Genomic DNA, 18,873 nt, shown 5'->3' with positions numbered 1-18,873 from the left:
TTGCCAACCATTCTTGAACCCGGGGAAATCGAAGCGGCGGCCAGTTCGCCGCCGTTTCTGCACCTGCCGCCGCACAACCTGTTCACTTTGCGCGCCCAGCGTCTGGAGCAATTGGCTCATGGGCATCCGCTGGCTGATTACCTGCGACTGATCGCCGGATTGTGTCGGGCTCAGCAGCAGGTGTTCGATGATCCGCCGCTGACAGCACCGTTTGATCAGCAAAGGATCGAAGCCTGTCAGCAACATGGTTTACCGCCGTTCGCCGCCGACACACTGGTGCGCGAAGACGCTTGGCAGGCTTATCTGGATGCTTTATTGCAACGTTACGTGGCGCCCGAGCAACTCGCCGTAGTCGACGCGCTCGCTACACTGCGCAGCGCCAGTGCCGGCCAGTTGCGTGCGTGGGCGGTGGCGTTGGTCAGCGGTCAATACTCGATGGTGCCGGCGCAGTTGGTGCCGTTTCTCGGCGCCGGGCTGCAAGCGGCGTGGAGCCACTGGTTGCTCAGCGCACCGAACCTGCAACTGAAACCCGGCGACAGCCTCAGCCAATGCCCGGGTTGCGGCTCACCGGCGATGGCCGGGGTGATCCGCCATCGCGGCAAGCACAACGGCCTGCGTTATCTGGTGTGTTCGCTGTGCGCCTGTGAGTGGCATGTGGTGCGGGTCAAGTGCGTGTATTGCGAGTCGAGCAAGGGGCTGGATTACCTGAGCCTTGAGGATGATCGCCACGCCGCCAATCAGGCGCCGATTCGGGCGGAGGTGTGCCCGGGCTGCAACAGCTACCTGAAGCTGGTTTATCTGGAGAACGATGCCGAAGGCGAAGCGTTGTCGGCGGATCTCACCAGCCTGCTGCTCGACATGCGTCTGGCGCAGGACGGCTATCAGCGTCTGGCACCGAATCTGTTGCTGGCGCCGGGAGACGAATGACCAGAACGTCTACACTCGCCGGACAGTCTTGTTTTTTCGGGAGTGGCTGATGTCCGCAAGTGTGGCCCCGCGTTTACCGTCCATTGATGGGTTGTTACGTCACCCGGCCTGTCTGCCGCTGGCCGAGCGTTATGGGCGTGAGTCGTTGCTGGCCGGTTTGCGCCAGTTGCTCGATGAGTTGCGTTCCAGCGTATTGAACGGCCAATTGTCGGCGATTGAAATCAGCCCCGACGTGCTCGCCGGCCGCGTCGGCGAACGTCTGGCCCAGCAGCAGCGCAGCAACGTACGGCGGGTGTTCAACCTGACCGGCACGGTGCTGCACACCAATCTGGGCCGCGCCTTGTTGCCCGAGGAAGCCATCGACGCGGTGCAGATGGCCGCACGTTATCCGCTCAATCTGGAATTCGATCTGGCGACCGGCAAGCGCGGTGATCGCGACGACCTGATCGAAGGCCTGATCCGCGAGCTGACCGGCGCCGAAGCCGTCACCGTGGTCAACAACAATGCCGCTGCGGTGTTGCTGACGCTCAATAGTCTCGGCGCGCGTAAGGAAGGCATTATCTCGCGCGGCGAACTGATCGAGATCGGCGGCGCGTTTCGCATCCCCGACATCATGGCCCGTGCCGGGGTACGCCTGCACGAAGTCGGCACCACCAACCGCACCCACGCCCGCGACTATGAAGCGGCGATCAGCCCGCGCAGCGGCTTGATCATGCGTGTGCACGCGAGCAACTACAGCATTGAAGGCTTTACCGCCCGGGTGCCCACCGCCGAACTGGCCGAACTGGCCCATCGGCATGGTTTGCCGCTGCTGGAGGATCTGGGCAGCGGCAGTCTGCTCGACCTGACCCGCTGGGGCCTGCCAGCGGAACCGACGGTAAGGCAGGCGCTGCTTGATGGCGCGGACATCGTCACCTTCAGCGGCGACAAATTGCTTGGCGGACCGCAGGCCGGGTTGATTGTCGGGCGCAAAGACTTGATCGCGAAGATCAAAAAGAATCCGTTGAAGCGCGCCTTGCGGGTCGACAAGTTGACCCTGGCCGCACTGGAAGCGGTGCTTGGCCTGTATCGCGACCCGGATCGCCTCGCGGAACGGCTACCGGGTTTGCGACTGTTGACTCGCCCGCAAGCCGAGATCCTCGCCCAGGCTTGCCGTCTGCAACCGGCGATGGCTGGCGTCTTGGGTGAACCCTGGCAGGTCAGCGCCGTGCAGGCCTTGGGCATGATCGGCAGCGGCAGCCAACCGGTGGCGCGCCTGCCGAGTGCCGCGCTGTGCCTGCGTCCGCAAGTGTCGAAACGCTTGCGCGGGCGTTGTCTGCTGACTCTGGAAGCGGCGCTGCGCGGGTTACCGATCCCGGTGCTCGGGCGGATTGACGACGATGCGCTGTGGCTCGATCTACGCCAACTCGACGATGAACCGGCGTGGCTGGCGCAATTGCCGCAGTTGCAGGTCGAGTCGTGATCGTCGGCACCGCCGGGCACATCGACCACGGCAAGACTTCCTTGCTGCAAGCCCTGACCGGGCAAACCGGCGACCGCCGCCCGCAGGAGCGCGAGCGCGGGATGACCATCGACCTCGGTTATCTCTACGCGGAGCTGAAACCCGGTGCCGGGCTGACCGGGTTCATCGATGTACCGGGCCACGAGAAATTCACCCACAACATGCTCGCCGGGGCGCAGGGCATCGATCTGGTGTTGCTGGTGGTGGCGGCGGACGACGGGGTGATGCCGCAAACCCGTGAGCATCTGGCGATTGTGCAGTTGCTGGGCATTCCCCGGGCACTGGTGGCGATCACCAAATGCGACCGGGTCGAACCGGGCAGGGTGGAAGAGGTTGAACGCCAGGTACTCGACCTGCTGGAAACCGGGCCGTTTGCCGAGGCACCGATGCTGACGGTGTCGAGCGTGACCGGGCAGGGTGTCGATGAACTGCGCCAGAACTTGCTGCAAATTCAAAGCGAAGTCCATGAGCGCAGTCGCGAAGGTGGTTTTCGCTTGGCTATTGATCGTGCCTTCAGCGTGGCGGGCGCCGGGATTGTGGTGACTGGCACCGCGTTGTCGGGCGCCGTTTGCGTCGGCGATAAGCTCGCCCTCGGGCCATCCGGTAAAGCGGTGCGGGTGCGCGGGTTGCACGCGCAGAGTCAAACCGCCGAACAGGCCTTTGCCGGGCAACGGGTGGCGCTGAATATCAGTGGTGACCGGTTGACCCTGGAGCAGATTCATCGCGGCCAATGGCTGCTGGCCGAATGGCTGCACGCACCGACGCAACGGGTCGACATTGAGTTTCAACTGCTGCCCGGCGAGCGCACGTTCGAACACTTTCATCCGGTGCACGTGCACCTCGGTACTCAGGACGTTATCGCCCGCGTGGCGTTGCTCGAAGGCCCGCGTTTGCGTCCCGGCGAACGCATGTTCGCGCAACTGCTGATCAACGCGCCGGTGCACGCGGTGAAGGGCGACCGCCTTATTCTGCGTGACCAGAGCGCGCAACGCACCCTCGGTGGCGGTCAGGTGCTCGATCCGTTCGCCCCGGCCCGGCAGCGCCGCAGCCCGGAACGGCTGGCGCAGTTGCAAGCGCTGTCCGACAGCGACAGTCTTGAGCAGGCGCTGCCACTGCTGCTCGACCACAGCGCGGGCGGCCTCGATCCGCAACGGCTGGAGCGCCAGTTCAATCGCCAGCGTGATGACTGGACGCTACCGGCCAATGTGCGCCTGATCGATACCCGCCAAGGCCCGGTGCTGTTCAACGTGCAGCGCTGGGGGCAGTTGAAGTTCATTCTGTTGCAACAGTTGGCCAGACTGCATGAGCTGGAACCGGACCAGATGGGACCGGATCGCGATCGCCTGCGACGCTTCAGTGGTCTGGCGCTGGAGCGCTCGACCTTTGCCAGTCTGCTGGAAGAGCTGCGCAGCGCCGGATCGATCAACGCCAGCGGGCCATGGCTGCATCTGCCGGATCATCAGGTGCGCTTGAATGCCGAAGACGAAACCCTGTGGCAACGCATGCAGCCGCTGTTCGAAGAGGCCGGCTACGATCCGCCGTGGGTGCGCGATGCTGCGAAAATGCTCGGTGAAGACGACGCGGCGGTGCGCCTGCTGCTGCGCAAACTGGCGCGCCTGGGGCTGATGCACCAAGTGGTGCGCGACCTGTTTCTGCCTGCCGGGCAACTGCGGCGCATGGCCGATGTCCTGTTGCAGCTGGAGCAGGAAAATCCACAGATCCAGGTGACAACTTTTCGTGATGCGCTAGGCTTGGGACGCAAACGCTGTATTCAGTACCTGGAATACTTCGACCGCGTCGGCCTGACCCGACGCATTGGCGAATCCCGCGTGATTCGCCACGATAATGCGCTGGCCAGTGCCGACGCACCCTGAGTTCAAAGGAAGGCAATCGCGCCCGGTGGCGCGGCCGGGCTTCAAACCCGGTTGGGGACGGCATCCGTTCCCGGGCAGGTTCGACTCCGGCTGCCTTCCGCCAATTATCCCGATTCCAAAAAGCGCTTCCTGTCCCCTGTGGGAGCCAGCCTGCTGGCGATAGCGGTGTGTCATTTACATCAATGTCGGCTGACCGGGCGCTTTCGCGAGCAGGCTCGCTCCCACAGGGGATTGGGGTTTTCAGACTGGCGTGTACAGCAGGGTTTCGTTGTCGGTGGCTTCGTGTAGTTTTTCCAGTCGATGGATTCGTAGGGCGACGTCGGCTCTGAGTCTGGTTTTAACCACTCGCCATCAAAGCCCCAACGGATACTGAATCACCACATAAATCCGGTCGATATCATCGCCGGCCTGTGCCTCATTCGCTCGGTGCGAGACATGCGACAGCTGCACCGACAAATCCTTCGCCGCTCCCGATTGCACGATGTATTTCAGGTCGACATCCCGTTCCCAATGCTTGCCGCCAGCGCCTTGCTGCGGTTGATAGTCGCCGGTATCGGCATCGAACGGGTTGTACGCGCCGCCCTTGGGCGCGTGGGTACCGTCGATGTGGCTGCCGCGAACATATCGGGTCATGAAGGTCAGGCCGGGGATGCCGAAGGCGCCGAGGTCGAGGTCGTAGCGTGCTTGCCAGGAACGTTCGCCGGCGCCGTTGAAGTCGGCGTATTTGATCGAGTTGGCGAGGTAGATCGAGTCGCCGCCCACGAAATCGAACGGCGTGTCGCCATTGATGCGTTGCCAGCCGAGCATGACCGCGTGCGGGCCGAAGTTGTACTTGCCGGACAGGCTGAACGCGGTGTTGTCGATCGCCCCGGCCAACGCGCGACCGGTATCACGGGTGTGGTAGAGGTTCGCGTCGAGCAGCAGGCCGGACTGTTTGTAGTGCAGATTGGCGTAGTACTGATGCCAGGTGTCCGTCAGTTCCGAAGCGTACAGCGAACCGCCGATGGGACTGTCGCCGAACAGATCCGCGCCGAGAAAACTGACTCCGCCGGCCTCGGTGGTGGCGCCGTAGCCGGAAAAGTCGCCGTGGCTTGAAGAACTGTCCTGATTCTTGAACGCGGTGAAGTGTCCAGCCGTGAGGTTTACGTTATCGATTTCACGGCTGTTCAACAGTAAACCTGTGGCGTATTCCGGTTGCAGGCGTTTGTCCGAGGTGTCGAACACCGGGGTTTCCACGGTCATCTCGCCGAACGCGAGGGTCGTTCGCGAAACCTTGATTTTGAACGCGCCGCCAGCGCTGGAGTAGTTCGGTTCACTGCGACCGCTGCTGTCGACCGGCAACAGCCCCGTGCCGGAATGACCTTTGCCGCCGTCGAGTTTCAGGCCGAGAAAGGCGTGGGCATCGATGCCAAAACCGACGCTGCCCGGTGTGTAGCCAGAGGTGAACGTGCCAATAAAACCCTGGGCCCACTCCTGCTTATAGTTTTTGCCGGCGGGCGAGGGCGAGCGGTAGTCGTTGCTCAGGAAGAAGTTGCGGCTGAGCACTTCGGTTTTGGCGTCGTTGAAGAAGTCGCTGGCGAAAACAGTGTCGGTCGCTGCGCAAAGCAGGGCCAACAGTGCAAGGCGTGGTGTCGAGGGAGCCATCGAGAGAGACCGACAATCAGGGAAAGTCTCCGATGATGGGCCCGATCAACCGGGCCGGATTGAGCCGATGTGCTGAGTTCAACCGAGTGCCCTTGTGGGAGCTAGCCTGCTAGCGAAGGCGGCCTGCCAGTCGACATTGATGTTGAATGACACTCCGCTTTCGCTAGCAGGCTAGCTCCCACAGGGGGTATGGGTTACAGGCGGCTGTATTCGCGAGCTGTGCGATCCACGGCGATGCGCGTTTTGTCGACCAGCTCATCCAGCTCCGCCCGCGTGGCAATCAATGCGGGGGCCATGATCATTCGGCCCAGCGTCGAACGAATGATCAGGCCTTCTTCAAAACCAATGGTGCGGCAGCGCCAGGCGATGTCGTTCTCGTTGGCAAAGCGCTTGCGGGTGGCTTTGTCTTCGGCGAACTGCAATGCCGCCACCAGCCCGACGCCCTGAACCTCGCCCACCAGCGGGTGGTTGCCGAACACCTCACGCAGGCAGTTCTGCAGGTACGGGCCGGTGTCGTTTTTTACCTGCGTGACCACGCCTTCATCGCGCAGGGCCTTGAGGTTGGCAATCGCCACCGCCGCCGCCACCGGGTGCCCGGAGTAGGTCAGGCCGTGGGCGAACACGCCGCCTTTTTCCACCAGCGCTTCGGCCATGCGTCGCGACAGGATCAGGCCGCCCATGGGGATGTAGCCGGAGGTCAGGCCTTTGGCGATCGACAGTGTGTCCGGTTCAAAACCGAAGGCCTGGTGCGCAAACCATTCGCCGGTGCGGCCAAACCCGCCAATCACTTCGTCGGCGCACAGCAACACGTCGTACTTACGGCAGATGCGCTGGATTTCCGGCCAGTAGGTGGCGGGCGGGATGATCATGCCGCCAGCACCCTGGAACGGTTCGGCGACGAACGCGGCGACCTTGTCGGCGCCCAATTCAAGAATCTTGTCTTCCAGTTGCCGCGCTGCCTGCAGGCCGAACTCTTCGGGGCTGAGGTTGCCTTCATGGGCGAACCAGTACGGCTCATCGATGTGCGCGACATCGGGGATGCTGCCGCCCATTTCGTGCATGAATTTCATGCCGCCCAGCGCCGTCGCGGCCAGCGTCGAGCCGTGGTAGCCGTTCCAGCGGCCAATCATGATTTTCTTCTCGGGCTGGCCCATCACCTGCCAGAACTTGCGCACGGTGCGGATCAGCACTTCGTTGGCTTCGGAGCCGGAGTTGGTGTAGATCGCGTGGCTGTAGTGCCTGGGCAGCAGGCTGAACAGCAGTTCGGAGAGCTCGATCACCTGCGGGTGAGTGGTGTGGAAGAACATGTTGTAGTAGGGCAGTTGTTGCAGCTGCGCGGTGGCCGCGACGGCCAGATCCTTGCGCCCGTAACCGAGGTTGGTGCACCACAGCCCGGACATGCCGTCCAGGTAGCGCTTGCCGTCGTTGTCCCACAGCGCCAGGCGATCCCCGCTGACCATCACCCGCGGGCCTTCCTCGTTGAGCGCCTTCTGGTCGACGAAGGCGTGAATGTGGTGGGCGGCGTCGGCGGCCTGGTAATCGCGGGTACTGCGGGTCGGATCGAATACGGCGGACATGGCGGTTCTCCAGAGAAACGGGGCAAGTGAGTGCGCGTTCATTCCAGCGGTGCACGGCTAATATTTGTCACTTAAAAATATTTTTGTAAAGAAAATATTTGTCGGTGAAAAAAGAAATCCGTAGGCTGACGGCCATCAGCAAGACAGGACACCAGCACCATGAGCGGGCTCAGAGAACGGCAAAAGGAACAGCGCAGGGAAATCATCGCGCAGGCAGCGCTGGAGTTGTTCATCAGCAACGGCTTCGGCGCGACCACGCTGGAGCAAATCGCCAATCAGGCCGGGGTTTCCGCGCCAACGGTGGTCAATTATTTCGGCGGCAAACAGGAAATTTTGCTGGCCTTGCTCAAACAGCCGGACGAGCAGGCGATGCGTGATGCGCGGGCCAATCTGGACGACGACAGTGATCCGCTGGAGGCGCTGTGCGAGTTCGAAGGCTTGATGACCGACTACCAACTGCAAGCGATGCCGGCCTCGCTGTGGCGTGAATTGGCGCCGTTTCTGCTGACCGGCGAGCTGGCTCAGGCGATGAGTCCGTGGAATGCGGCGGTGATCGAAGAAACCAAAGCGCTGCTCGGGCATTTCCAGACACAGGGCAAGCTGCGTGCGTCGGTCGATCTGGACGTGGCGGCGACGCTGTTCAACCAGTACGCGAACATGGCGTTCATCCGTTTGGCGACCCAGGAAGTACCGGACCGGCCGGCGCATGCCTTGCACATGCGCGGGGTGTTGACGCTGTTGTGTCACGGCATGCTGGAGGGTTGAGCGGAAGTTACAGATCCGGACCGTCGCGCCGGGCGGTATGGGCACCTGTCAACTCTGACAGTTATGCGGCCAGTCAAAGAGCCCTAGGCTTGGGGAGCCCTTTGTTCGGGGACGATCCACTGGCTGGATAACCAAGGAGTGCCGACATGACACCTACATTGCTGCGTCACACGACGGGACGGGTCGAGGCAACGATCAACGAACAACCGTCTTTGAGTTTCCTTGCAGAAACAGACCTCAAGGTCACTATCGTTGGGGCCAAGTACAAAGTTGCGGCCAGAATGCCGCTGGAAAACAACCGTGAGCGGTACATTGATCTCTCTTTTCCCTCTGACCTTGCAGGCGATGGTCGGGAATACTCTTTTCCACTGACCCCATCCTCTGAGGCACAGGGTCGCTACTCACGCTTCCCGGAAAACGAATCCCTGGCGTCGAATGAAGGTTCGCTGCAGGTGCATTTCGACACCACGCAAAGGCGCTTGTGGGGCACGTTCGATTACCGTGTCGGCTCTGGCGACTTGAGATTCGAAATAAGCAAAGGCAATTTCGATCTCTTTGGCTTCGACACTGCAAAACCGGGAGGCACCGGTACATTCACGGGAACGGTCGACAAACAGACCTTCGACGCGAGTGAAGTGGGTATACGACGTGTAGACGACATCGGACTGCCCGAGCCCTACCTTGAGGTCATTGGCCGTACCCGACCCGCCGTTGGCGCCGAGCATATCGCCATCCAGATCGACACTGACGTGAATGGGCTGCGACACACACTCGGACGCGACGATAGCCAAGTGCGGGCGCTTTACTTTCACTCGCTATCAGGATTTTTTCTCGCCACCAGCGGTGAAGTAAACTTTGCCGCCTTGCCCACGCCAACTCAGGCAAAAGGCACGATAGTAAAAGGCATCTTCCAACAAAACACGGAACAACTCCGCGAGATCGACTGCACATTCGATATCACCGAAAACCCGACCGGTAATGGGTGAAGCAACGGGGGGAGGCTGCCAGAGGGCGAACGACGGCAATCAAGACTTATCGTCATCACCCTCATCCTGCAAGCCGATCTGACAACCGTTCAGCGCTCAACTACGCTGCCTTACGTATTCCTCTGACACCCGGGCGTAAGGAAACACGTGCATGCGAAGCAGGCTGCTGGCGGTAGCGATGATGGTCTGTGCCTTGCTCGGGTCCGGAGCTGGCTGGGCGCTTGAGGAGACGGCAAAGCCTGCGAATGAAGCGGTGGAGCTGAAGGTCGCCAACCGCAGCATCATGCTGTTTCGCGCGACGCTGCTGGGCGAATCGCCGGCGACCCGCGTCAAGCGAGCGAAGACGGTCATCACCGAGGCGCTGGACGAGTCGGAGAATCTGACGGTCTCGATCGACCCGATCCAGAACAGCTACATGGTTTTACTGGGCGACAAGCGCGCGTTCATCGTCGCGCCCAAGGACGTTGATGGCCTTGAATACGCCTCGGTGCAGCAGGCTGCCGAAGGTGCTGCCGAGAAACTGCGCCAAGTGGTCACAGAAACCGGTGAGGCGCGCAGCCTGCATCTGATCCTCAGGTCTTTGGCGCTGGCGGCAGCGTCCACCGTGATCTATGTCGGCTTGCTCTGGTGCCTGGCCTACCTGCGTCGCAAGTTACTGAGCAAATTGCCCGAGCTGATGGAACGCCATACCCAGGTGCTGAAAGTCGGGCGGGTGCAGTTGATCGACGCCAATTTCCTTTATCCGTTGGTCAGTCGCCTGCTGTTGGTGTTGCGTTGGCTGGTGATTGCGCTACTGACCTACGAATGGCTCGGGTTTGTCCTGTCGCGATTTCCCTATACCCGGCCATGGGGTGAAAGCCTCAACAACTATCTGTTCGAGTTGGCCGGCTATCTGCTGGATGGCATTGTCGGGGCTATTCCCGGACTCGGCGTGGCGTTGGCCATTTTCTTTATCGCCCGTGGGGTGACGGCGTTTGCCCGGCGCATTTTGCGGCGCATGGCGACCCCGGGCACCTTCAGTTGGCTGAACCATGAGACCTTGCAACCGACCCAACGTCTGACCTCGCTGGCCATCTGGCTGTTTGCCCTGGCGATGGCGTATCCGTATCTGCCGGGCGCCGGCACCGATGCGTTCAAGGGCTTGTCGGTGCTGATCGGCCTGATGATTTCCCTCGGTGCCACCAGTGTGGTGGGGCAGGCGGCAGCCGGATTGATCCTGACCTACACGCGCACTTTGCGCCCCGGCGAGTTCGTCAGGATCGGCGAATATGAAGGCACCGTCACCGAGCTGGGCATGTTCACTACACGCATCCGCACCGGGTTGGGTGAAGTGCTGACGCTGCCCAATTCGATGATCACCGGCACCGTCACCAAAAACTACTCGCGGACCGTGAAGGGGCCCGGTTACGTGGTCGATACCGTGGTCACCATCGGTTACGACACCCCCTGGCGGCAGGTCGAGGCGATGTTGCTGGAGGCGGCCCGCCGCACGCCGGGTGTTCTGGAAGACCCGCCGGCTCAGGTGTTCCAGACTGCCTTGTCGGATTTCTATCCCGAATATCGCTTGGTGGCGCAGGCCATTCCGAGCCAGCCGCGCCCGCGTGCGGTGTTGCTGAGCATGCTTCACGCCAATATTCAGGATGTGTTCAACGAATATGGCGTGCAGATCATGTCGCCGCATTATCTGGATGACCCGCAGCAAGAGAAGCGAGTGCCGAAGGACAAGTGGTTCACGGCCCCCGCACAAAAACCGGAGGGTGAGGATTTGCCTTAGTCAGTGCCATTATTTGGGGGAGCATCAGCGCCGGATCGCGGCATACGACTTGCCCAGATCACTGGCCCAGCCGTCCAGCACGCCTTTGACGTCATCGGCAGTCAGCACCTGTTTGTCGTTTTCCAGCGGCACGCCGGTGCCCTTGCGCACCACTTCGGCGACCACTTCGCCGGTGGAGCCGTCCTCGAACGAGACTTCGGTGGTGATTTCGCTGTCCTGATCGCGGATGCCGGTGGCGGTGCTCACGCCGGCGGCAACCAGGGTCACCGGCAGCCATTCATAAAAGCGCAAGCCCTGGGTGCTGGCGGCGACGCGGGTAATCGCGGGTCTGACGGTCAGGGTATTGGGGCCGGGTTGCGATACCAGGTGCACGACCTTGCCCAGTTCCAGCCTGAGCGCGGCGTCGTAGTAGTCGGTGACGCCGGACAGCGTGCTCAGCGGAACGCGCTCGGTCGGCGCGACGCTGGGGTAGAACTGACTGGGCGCCAGATAGGCCTGGGTGTAACGCCCTCGGGCCAGCGCCGGGCTGACCCAGCCCAGCACAGTCTGCCCGGATGGCGATGTGTGCTCGCTCAGCACGCTGTAATCGTGCAGAAATCCCGTGTACTTCTGCGGTTCAACGGTTTTGCTGCTGCAGGCCGACAGGCTCAGAGACGCTGTGCACATCAGTGTCATCAGGCAATGGCTTTTTATCATGCGAATCCTTGTTTTGCGCTTTTGACCCACGTCGTTCAAGCGCGGGCAGTGATTGGGGAGGAGAGCGGCGGGGTGTTGTCCGAGCATTCGATGTGCAGCTGGCCGTGGCTCATGATCCACTGGATGAGGTCGGCGGTCGGAATCGAGTGCACGTACTCGACCCATTGCGAATCGCCGGGGCCGTACTGCTCGAAATAGCGGCGCAGGACGATACGGCTTTGGTCATCTGACAGGCCCAGGCAGAACTCCTGAAACAGCAACGGCGTATTTTGATCAGGCGCGCTGGTGCGCTGGCTGAGAATCAACGGATAGCGGGCGTCGTGGCCCTCGGCGGTGTACCTGTCGTGCAATGCGCTCATTGAATGCCCCCCGGTTGTCGATGGCGAGCAGAGTGCCCGAAGGGTTTTGCCGCAGCATGTCCGCTTGATGTCCGCGACGAAGGAATGTTGCTCGATTGAAATATATGACCTGGCGGCCAGAATGGTTTTAGATGCGTTCTTTTTTGGCCTGAGGATCCTGTGCCCGTGAGCAGACTGCTGATCGTCGACGATGACGTGGAAATTCTCGCCCTGCTGAAGAAGTTCTTCGTCCAGCACGCCTACGAGGTCGATGTCGCCGCTGATGGCGCAGCGATGTGGGCGGCGATTGCCCAGCAGCGCCCGGACACAATCATTCTCGACCTGATGCTGCCCGGTGAAGGTGGCCTGAGCCTGTGCCAGAAAGTGCGGGCGCAGATGGGCATTCCGATCATCATGCTGACCGCCATGGGCGAATTGAGCGACCGGATTGTCGGCCTCGAACTGGGCGCCGACGACTACGTGACCAAACCGTTCGCCCCGCGTGAACTGCTGGCCCGTCTGCGCGCCGTGCAGCGTCGTGCCGGTGAGCAGCTCAGCCCTGTCAGCGAACCTTCGCGACCGGTGATTGCTTTTGCCGGTTGGCATCTGGATATCACTTGTCGCGAACTGCGCTCCCCGGAAAACGTGATGATTCCGCTGTCCGGTGGCGAGTTCGATCTGCTGGTGGTGTTTCTCGATCACCCGCAACGCATTCTCACCCGCGAGCAACTGATCGACCTGTCTCGCGGCCAGGGCCACGACGCCTTTGATCGCAGCATCGACGTGCAGGTCAGCCGCTTGCGCCGCAAGATCGAGCCGGACAGCAAGCGTCCGGACCTGATCCGCACCGTGCGCAACGGCGGTTACCTGTTCACCGCCAAGGTCACGCGCGCATGATCCGTCGCTTCCTGCGCCGTGATCCGTTGAGTCGGCGGATTGCCCTGACCATCGTCGCGGCCATGCTGGCTTCGCTGGCGCTCAATTTTCTGTTCGTGGAGGTGGCCGGGACGTGGGCGCGGCCACCGATTGAGCGCACCGGGTTGCTGGAGCAGATTGCGGCGACCGTCAAAGTGATCGAGGCTGCACCAGCGCCTTTACGCGCGAAACTCGCGCACGCGGCAACCGGCCCGACGCAGGAGGTGACCTGGAGTGCGCAACGTGACGCGCTCGGATTGCCTGCGGGAGGAACGCAGCTGATCGCCAACAAGACGTCGGGGTTGCATCAGTTGCTGGGTGATGAGCGAGACATTCGGGTGTTCAATCCCGCTGACTGGCCGAGCGGCAGTCCGCTGGCGCGCTACGCGGCGCTGATTCAACTGCCGGATGCCAGCTGGTTGTTGTTCTCCTCGCCTGAACGCTCTTGGGGCCTGGACATCGGCACACGCATCGCGATCATCATCGCCCTCGGTCTGATCGCCACCGTGCTGGTGGCTTGGCTGGCCACGCAGCAACTGGCCAAACCGCTGCAACGCTTTGCCAGTGCCGCCCGCCGCTTTGGCGGTGATCTGCGCGCGCCGCCGATCAAAGTCGAAGGCCCGGACGAGATCCGCCAGGCAATCATCGCTTTCAACACCATGCAGGCGCAGATCCAGCACTACATCAGCGAGCGCACGCACATGCTCGCATCGATCTCCCACGACTTGCGTGCACCGCTGACCCGCATGCGCCTGCGCAGCGAGTTCATGGAGGACTTTGATCATCAGGGCAAACTGATCCGCGACATTGAAGAAATGCAGTCGATGATCAATGCCGCGCTGGCGTTCTTTCGGGAAGACACTCAGCCGGAACAGAGCACCGCATTCGACCTGTCGGAGTTGCTGCAGACCATCATCGACGACTACCGCGACCAGAACATCGCCATCGATTTCCATGGCCCGGCGCATCTGGTCTACGAAGGTCGCCCGCTGGGAATCAAGCGTGTGATCGTCAATCTGCTGGAAAACGCCGAAAAGTATGCGCAGCAGCCGGCCATTACCTTGAGCAGCGATGGCTACAGCGTCTGCATTGACGTGAGCGACGAGGGGCCGGGGATTCCCGAAGCGTCGTTGCAGCGGGTGTTCGACCCGTTCTTCCGCCTGGAAACCTCGCGCAACCGGGAAACCGGTGGCGTCGGGCTCGGGCTGTCGGCGGCGCGGGCGATCGTGCGCGAGCAGGGCGGCGAACTGACGTTGAGCAATCGCAGCAGCGGCGGCTTGCAGGCTCGGGTTGAGTTGCCTCTGTAATACTTTGAAACATTTGCCCGTGACGGGCGGTCAACAGGACACATTCTCTGCAAGAAGCGTCCATGAAAACCCCACGGCCCTCCGCACGCCTCGAACCGCTCTCACAACTTCGCAATCTGAAAATGGCCCGTTCCGCGCACGCTTATGTGCGCGGCAGTACGGTGCAGTTTTATGAGTGGCTGCACAGCCAGCCCGGGCGCCGCCTGCCGAAAGGGCCGGCGGTGTGGATCTGCGGCGATTGTCATGCCGGCAATCTTGGACCGACCGGCGATCTGAAAGGGCGCATCGATATCCACATCCGCGACCTCGACCAGACGGTTATCGGCAATCCCGCGCATGACCTGGTGCGACTCGCACTGTCGCTGGCGACTGCCGCCCGGGGTTCCGATCTGCCCGGTGTGGCCACGGCGCGCATGCTCGAGGAGATGATGCGCGGCTACGAGCAGGCGTTTGAAGACGACGTCGACAAAGAGCCGCCACGCCCCGCGCAAGTCAAGGCCGGGATGCGCAGCGCAGTGCAACGCACGTGGAAGCATCTGGCCCAGGAACGCATCGAAAACACCAAACCGACCATTCCGCTGGGCAAGCACTTCTGGTCGCTGTCACGGGAAGAGCGCAGTGCGCTGAAGACCCTTTGCGCCACGCCAGATCTGCACACGCTGGTGACCTCATTGAAGGGGCGCAACAAGGACGACCGGGTGAAAATGCTCGATTCGGCCTATTGGGTCAAAGGCTGCAGTTCGCTGGGGCTCAAGCGTTATGCGGTGCTACTCGGTGTGGGCGAGGGTGATGACGAGGAATATTGCTTGCTCGACATCAAGGAGGCCGTTGCCGCCGCAGCCCCGCGCGTCGCCCGCACCGCGATGCCCCGCGACAACGGCAAACGTGTGGTCGAAGGCGCGCGTTTTCTCTCGCCGGGCCTGGGTAACCGGATGATCGCCACCCGGCTGCTCGACCATGGATTCTTCATCCGCGAACTGCTGCCACAAGACATGAAACTGGAGCTCGATCAGTTGAGCCAGACCGACGCGAAGCTCGCCGCCGGCTATCTGGCCCGTGTCGTGGGGCTGGCTCACGCCCGGCAGATGGACATGAGCACCCGCGCCTCATGGATGCGTGAACTGCAGGCGTGTCGCTCGAAGACTCTGGATGCACCGTCGTGGCTGTGGTCCAGTGTCGTGCAATTGGTGGGTCGTCATGAGAAAGGCTATCTCGAACATTGTCGGCGTTATGCGCTGGAGCATTGATCTGTGTGAGTGAAACAGTTGCCGGTTGCCGATATGAAATTTGTTCTGTAGATTTTCATGAAATTATAAGAAATAAATTTCATGAGGCGCCGAATGTTTCAGCAATCCCAGCAGCATGTCGCCAGTTATTACGCCCACAGTTGCGCCGATGTTCTCAGCACGCGGCCGGCGCTGGAACGCGCGCACGACGCGGAAGTGGTGATCATCGGCGCCGGATTCAGCGGGCTGCACACCGCGTTGCGTCTGGCTTTGGCCGGCAAGCGCGTCACTGTGCTCGAAGCCAGTCGCGTGGCCTGGGCCGCGTCGGGACGCAATGGCGGGCAGGCGATTCTGGGCTGGTCGTGCGACATGCCGCCGCTGGAAGCAGCGCTCGGCTATGAGCGCGCCCGTCGCCTATGGGACGGCATCCGCTGGGCCGCGCAGGAACTGCGTGAATTGCCCGTGCGACACGGTTTTGATTGCGACTATCGCCCCGGCCATTTGTGGACCTCGGTGATGCCGCGGCGAGTCAGCCTGCTGACTGAGTGGCAACACGAAGCCAGTCACAAATGGGGTCATGACGGCCTGCAATTCATTCCCCGTGAAGACCTGCCGCAATGGGTCGCCAGCGAACGCTATCAGGCCGGCCTGTACGACGCCGAAGGCGCGCACCTCAATCCGCTGAAACTCGCCCTCGGGCTGGCCGCCGCCATCGAGCGTGCTGGCGGGCGTATTCATGAGCAAAGCAAAGCGTTGAGTTATCAGCAGGAGGGCAATGGCTTCCGGGTCAATACCGAGCGCGGTTCGGTGAAGGCCGATGTACTGGTGCTGGCCTGCAATGCCTATCTCGATGAACTCGATCCGCAGCTCTCCAGCTGCATCCTGCCGGTCGGCACCTACCAGGTCGCCACCGCGCCACTGACCCCGGAGCAAGCCACGGCGCTGCTGCCGAGCAACGTCTGCGTGACCGACAACCAGTTCGTCCTTGATTACTTCCGCCGCACGCCGGACAACCGTTTGTTGTTCGGCGGCGGCTGCACCTATCTGGGTGGCATGCCCAAGGACATTGCGGTGGCGACCCGGCCGTTTCTCGAACGGGTGTTCCCGCAACTCAAGGGTGTTGAATTGCAATTCGCCTGGGGCGGGCACATCGACCTGACCATGAACCGTACGCCTGATGTCGGCGGCGAGGGCAACCGTTATTGGCTTCAGGGTTATTCGGGGCACGGCGTGCTGCCGACACTGGCCGCCGCCCGTGCGGTGTCCGATGCAATTCTCGGCGAGACGGATGAATTGGCGTTGTACCAGGGCCTGAGCAATGGCCGTTTCCCCGGCGGCAAGCACTTCGCCGCACCGCTGGAAGCTATCGGCAAGGCCTGGTATCGGCTGCGCGACAGCATTTGATGAGATTTTGACCATGAACAAGCAAGAAGAAATCGCGGCGCTGGCGATCCTGATCCACGACCTGCGCAAGCACAAGAAATACACCCTCAAAGAGTTGGCCGACAAAATCGGCCGTTCGGTGGGGTTTCTCTCGCAAGTCGAACGCGGCCTGTCGCGCCCGACCGTGGCCGACCTCACCGCGATCAGCGAAACACTCGGCGTGCCGACCACCTATTTCTACAGCCTGCCCAAACCCAGACAAGTGCCGTGGGTTACCCGCCCGGACGAGCGCCGCACGCTGTATTACGCCAGCGGCATTACCGACATTCTGGTGTCGCCGCAGATGCGTGCCTCGTTCTCCATGCTCGAAAGTCATCTGGAACCGGGCGCGAGCAGCGGTGACCGGCACATGAGCGACAGCTCGGAGCAGGGCGGTTACGTCCTCGAAGGCGAGCTGACCTTGTGGCTGGGCAACGACGACGAACCGGTGACCTTGAGCGCCGGCGACAGCTTTCAATTCGACAGTCACACCCATTGCCGCTACGGCAACCTCACCGCGCAGCTTACCCGCGTGCTCTGGGTCTACACCTGATAACAACAAAGGATGAATACGATGGACGCTGTCTGCTCTGACCTGCTCGCCGAAGTGCGCGCGTTTCGCCAACGCTACCCCGAGGTACGCTATGTCGACCTGATTTCCCTGGACATTCCGGGGCATTTTTACGGCAAGCGCTATCCGGTGGACATGCTCGAAAAAGTCGCGGCAGGCAGCGCCTTGAAACTGCCGCAGAACTGCGTGTTGCTGGGCGTGCAGGGCGGTCTGTTCAAGATCGGCGATTACTGCTTCAACGACGGCGACCCGGACGCTGTGCGCCGCTTGGTGCCCGGCACCCTCAAGCCCGTGACCTGGGAAAGTCAACCGCTGGGGCAGATGCTGATCACCTCCGACGGTACCGCCAAACCCATCGAGTTCGAACCCCGCGAAGTGCTGGCAAAAGTACTGGATCGATTGGCGAGCAAAGGCATTCATCCGGTGGTCGCGTTTGAGCTTGAGTTCTATCTGTTCGACAAAAAACTGCGCGACGGCCTGCCGCAATTCCCTCGCGACGAGCTGACCGACGACGCTGATGATCAGCCGAACATGCACATCGAACGCCTGTCGCGTTTCGCCCCGGTGCTTGACGACATGGTTGAAGCGACGCGGGCGCAGGGCATCGATGCCACGGTGATTACCGCAGAGCTGGGGCCGGGCCAGTTCGAAATCAATTTCGGCCATCTGGATGACGGTTTGCGCGCCGCCGACTGGGCGGCGCTGTTCTGTCGCAGCACCCGCGGCGTTGCGCTCAAGCACGGCTATCGTGCCAGTTTCATGGCCAAGCCGTATGTGCAGCATCCGGGCAGCGGCATGCATGTGCATGTCAGCCTGTATGACGCCGCCGGCAACAATCTGCTGGCCGCCAATCATCAACAGCTGCTGCGTCATGCAGTGGCCGGTTGCCTGGATCTGCTGCCGCACAGCATGCCGATTTTCGCGCCGAACCAGAACGCCATGCGCCGCTTGAGCGGCACGGTAAACACCGCGACCAAAGCGAGCTGGGGTTACGAGGATCGTGACGCCTGCCTGCGCATCCCCGAGTCGGACACGAAAAACCTGCGCATCGAATACCGGCTGGCCGGCGCTGACGCCAACCCGTATCTGGTGCTGGCGGCAATTCTGGTGGGCGTGGAACATGGTCTGGAATCAGGCAAGGAACCGATCCCGCCCCTCAACGATGACCGCAACAGCGGCATCGCTTTCCCCACGGAAATCCTCGATGCCGTGCGCGCGTTGCAGCATCAGCCGCAACTGCGGGCGGGACTGGGCGCCGAGTTTGTCGACGTGTATTGCGAGAACAAACGTCAGGATCACCTGGCATTCATGCAGGAGATCAGCGCGCGGGAGTATCGCTGGTATTTGTGA

General features: G+C 61.8%; 16 protein-coding genes and 1 tRNA gene. 13 read left to right on the top strand and 4 right to left on the bottom strand.

Going from position 1 to position 18,873, the window contains the following annotated elements; all coding sequences use genetic code 11:
- From fdhE to AC193Q_RS06425, 4 genes are all read left to right on the top strand, one after another.
- A complete protein-coding gene (gene fdhE / locus AC193Q_RS06440; RefSeq protein WP_483879309.1) occupies positions 1 to 927 on the top strand; it encodes a formate dehydrogenase accessory protein FdhE in 927 nt (308 codons plus the stop codon).
- A gap of 49 nt (positions 928 to 976) precedes the next feature.
- A complete protein-coding gene (selA, locus tag AC193Q_RS06435) occupies positions 977 to 2,389 on the top strand; it encodes an L-seryl-tRNA(Sec) selenium transferase (protein ID WP_483879308.1) in 1,413 nt (470 codons plus the stop codon).
- The gene (gene selB, locus AC193Q_RS06430) at positions 2,386 to 4,302 is read left to right on the top strand and encodes a selenocysteine-specific translation elongation factor (RefSeq protein ID WP_483879626.1); all 1,917 of its coding nucleotides are present in this window, start codon (positions 2,386 to 2,388) and stop codon (positions 4,300 to 4,302) included. The genes selA and selB overlap by 4 nt, the downstream gene beginning before the upstream one ends.
- A 7-nt stretch (positions 4,303 to 4,309) precedes the next feature.
- Positions 4,310 to 4,405 (top strand) — tRNA-Sec (locus AC193Q_RS06425).
- Positions 4,406 to 4,653: 248 nt separating this feature from the next.
- Here AC193Q_RS06425 and AC193Q_RS06420 read toward each other — a convergent pair.
- Positions 4,654 to 5,946: an OprD family porin gene (locus AC193Q_RS06420; RefSeq protein WP_483879307.1), complete on the bottom strand. Its 1,293-nt coding sequence runs from the start codon at positions 5,944 to 5,946 to the stop codon at positions 4,654 to 4,656.
- A gap of 194 nt (positions 5,947 to 6,140) precedes the next feature.
- Positions 6,141 to 7,523 carry an aspartate aminotransferase family protein gene (locus AC193Q_RS06415; protein WP_121185528.1) on the bottom strand — a complete coding sequence of 461 codons (1,383 nt, stop codon included), beginning with the start codon at positions 7,521 to 7,523 and terminating at the stop codon, positions 6,141 to 6,143.
- 159 nt (positions 7,524 to 7,682) lie between these two features.
- On the opposite strand from AC193Q_RS06415, the gene AC193Q_RS06410 reads away from it, so the two are divergent.
- The 3 genes from AC193Q_RS06410 (at position 7,683) to AC193Q_RS06400 (ending at position 11,048) form a co-directional block, all read left to right on the top strand.
- Positions 7,683 to 8,288, top strand: coding sequence for a TetR/AcrR family transcriptional regulator (locus AC193Q_RS06410; RefSeq protein ID WP_121185525.1), 606 nt, complete (start codon positions 7,683 to 7,685; stop codon positions 8,286 to 8,288).
- 146 nt (positions 8,289 to 8,434) lie between these two features.
- Positions 8,435 to 9,274 (top strand): hypothetical protein, encoded by an 840-nt coding sequence (locus AC193Q_RS06405; protein WP_121185523.1) that lies wholly within the window; start codon positions 8,435 to 8,437, stop codon positions 9,272 to 9,274.
- A 151-nt stretch (positions 9,275 to 9,425) separates the two neighbouring features.
- Entirely contained in the window at positions 9,426 to 11,048 is a 1,623-nt protein-coding gene (locus AC193Q_RS06400) for a mechanosensitive ion channel domain-containing protein (protein ID WP_121185521.1), read from the top strand.
- Between the two features lie 24 nt (positions 11,049 to 11,072).
- Here AC193Q_RS06400 and AC193Q_RS06395 read toward each other — a convergent pair whose 3' ends face one another.
- Both AC193Q_RS06395 and AC193Q_RS06390 read right to left on the bottom strand, forming a co-directional pair.
- A complete protein-coding gene (locus AC193Q_RS06395; protein WP_483879306.1) occupies positions 11,073 to 11,714 on the bottom strand; it encodes a DUF3313 domain-containing protein in 642 nt (213 codons plus the stop codon).
- A 65-nt stretch (positions 11,715 to 11,779) separates the two neighbouring features.
- Positions 11,780 to 12,103 (bottom strand): hypothetical protein, encoded by a 324-nt coding sequence (locus AC193Q_RS06390; RefSeq protein WP_047294501.1) that lies wholly within the window; start codon positions 12,101 to 12,103, stop codon positions 11,780 to 11,782.
- Positions 12,104 to 12,268: 165 nt separating this feature from the next.
- On the opposite strand from AC193Q_RS06390, the gene AC193Q_RS06385 reads away from it, so the two are divergent.
- The 6 genes from AC193Q_RS06385 to AC193Q_RS06360 all read left to right on the top strand — a co-directional run bounded on the left by AC193Q_RS06385 (position 12,269) and on the right by AC193Q_RS06360 (position 18,873).
- On the top strand, positions 12,269 to 12,979 hold the full coding sequence (locus tag AC193Q_RS06385; RefSeq protein WP_047294499.1) for a response regulator: 711 nt from the start codon (positions 12,269 to 12,271) through the stop codon (positions 12,977 to 12,979).
- A complete protein-coding gene (locus AC193Q_RS06380; protein ID WP_121185519.1) occupies positions 12,976 to 14,304 on the top strand; it encodes an ATP-binding protein in 1,329 nt (442 codons plus the stop codon). The genes AC193Q_RS06385 and AC193Q_RS06380 overlap by 4 nt, the downstream gene beginning before the upstream one ends.
- 62 nt (positions 14,305 to 14,366) lie before the next feature.
- Positions 14,367 to 15,551 carry a DUF2252 family protein gene (locus AC193Q_RS06375; protein ID WP_121185517.1) on the top strand — a complete coding sequence of 395 codons (1,185 nt, stop codon included), beginning with the start codon at positions 14,367 to 14,369 and terminating at the stop codon, positions 15,549 to 15,551.
- Between the two features lie 93 nt (positions 15,552 to 15,644).
- The gene (locus AC193Q_RS06370; RefSeq protein WP_121185515.1) at positions 15,645 to 16,934 is read left to right on the top strand and encodes an NAD(P)/FAD-dependent oxidoreductase; all 1,290 of its coding nucleotides are present in this window, start codon (positions 15,645 to 15,647) and stop codon (positions 16,932 to 16,934) included.
- A 13-nt stretch (positions 16,935 to 16,947) separates the two neighbouring features.
- Positions 16,948 to 17,505 (top strand): helix-turn-helix domain-containing protein, encoded by a 558-nt coding sequence (locus tag AC193Q_RS06365; protein WP_121185513.1) that lies wholly within the window; start codon positions 16,948 to 16,950, stop codon positions 17,503 to 17,505.
- A 21-nt stretch (positions 17,506 to 17,526) separates the two neighbouring features.
- A complete protein-coding gene (locus AC193Q_RS06360; protein ID WP_121185511.1) occupies positions 17,527 to 18,873 on the top strand; it encodes a glutamine synthetase family protein in 1,347 nt (448 codons plus the stop codon).

This window comes from Pseudomonas sp. F2 (genome assembly GCF_057174385.1).
This window is presented reverse-complemented; position numbering and strand designations above follow the sequence as displayed.

Excerpts from the sequence above, each read along its gene's own strand:
- selA (WP_483879308.1), top strand. The coding sequence starts at position 977 with ATGTCCGCAAGTGTGGCCCCGCGTTTACCGTCCATTGATGGGTTGTTA.
- AC193Q_RS06420 (WP_483879307.1), bottom strand. The coding sequence starts at position 5,946 with ATGGCTCCCTCGACACCACGCCTTGCACTGTTGGCCCTGCTTTGCGCA.
- AC193Q_RS06415 (WP_121185528.1), bottom strand. The coding sequence starts at position 7,523 with ATGTCCGCCGTATTCGATCCGACCCGCAGTACCCGCGATTACCAGGCC.
- AC193Q_RS06410 (WP_121185525.1), top strand. The coding sequence starts at position 7,683 with ATGAGCGGGCTCAGAGAACGGCAAAAGGAACAGCGCAGGGAAATCATC.
- AC193Q_RS06405 (WP_121185523.1), top strand. The coding sequence starts at position 8,435 with ATGACACCTACATTGCTGCGTCACACGACGGGACGGGTCGAGGCAACG.
- AC193Q_RS06400 (WP_121185521.1), top strand. The coding sequence starts at position 9,426 with ATGCGAAGCAGGCTGCTGGCGGTAGCGATGATGGTCTGTGCCTTGCTC.
- AC193Q_RS06395 (WP_483879306.1), bottom strand. The coding sequence starts at position 11,714 with ATGTGCACAGCGTCTCTGAGCCTGTCGGCCTGCAGCAGCAAAACCGTT.
- AC193Q_RS06390 (WP_047294501.1), bottom strand. The coding sequence starts at position 12,103 with ATGAGCGCATTGCACGACAGGTACACCGCCGAGGGCCACGACGCCCGC.
- AC193Q_RS06380 (WP_121185519.1), top strand. The coding sequence starts at position 12,976 with ATGATCCGTCGCTTCCTGCGCCGTGATCCGTTGAGTCGGCGGATTGCC.
- AC193Q_RS06375 (WP_121185517.1), top strand. The coding sequence starts at position 14,367 with ATGAAAACCCCACGGCCCTCCGCACGCCTCGAACCGCTCTCACAACTT.
- AC193Q_RS06370 (WP_121185515.1), top strand. The coding sequence starts at position 15,645 with ATGTTTCAGCAATCCCAGCAGCATGTCGCCAGTTATTACGCCCACAGT.
- AC193Q_RS06365 (WP_121185513.1), top strand. The coding sequence starts at position 16,948 with ATGAACAAGCAAGAAGAAATCGCGGCGCTGGCGATCCTGATCCACGAC.
- AC193Q_RS06360 (WP_121185511.1), top strand. The coding sequence starts at position 17,527 with ATGGACGCTGTCTGCTCTGACCTGCTCGCCGAAGTGCGCGCGTTTCGC.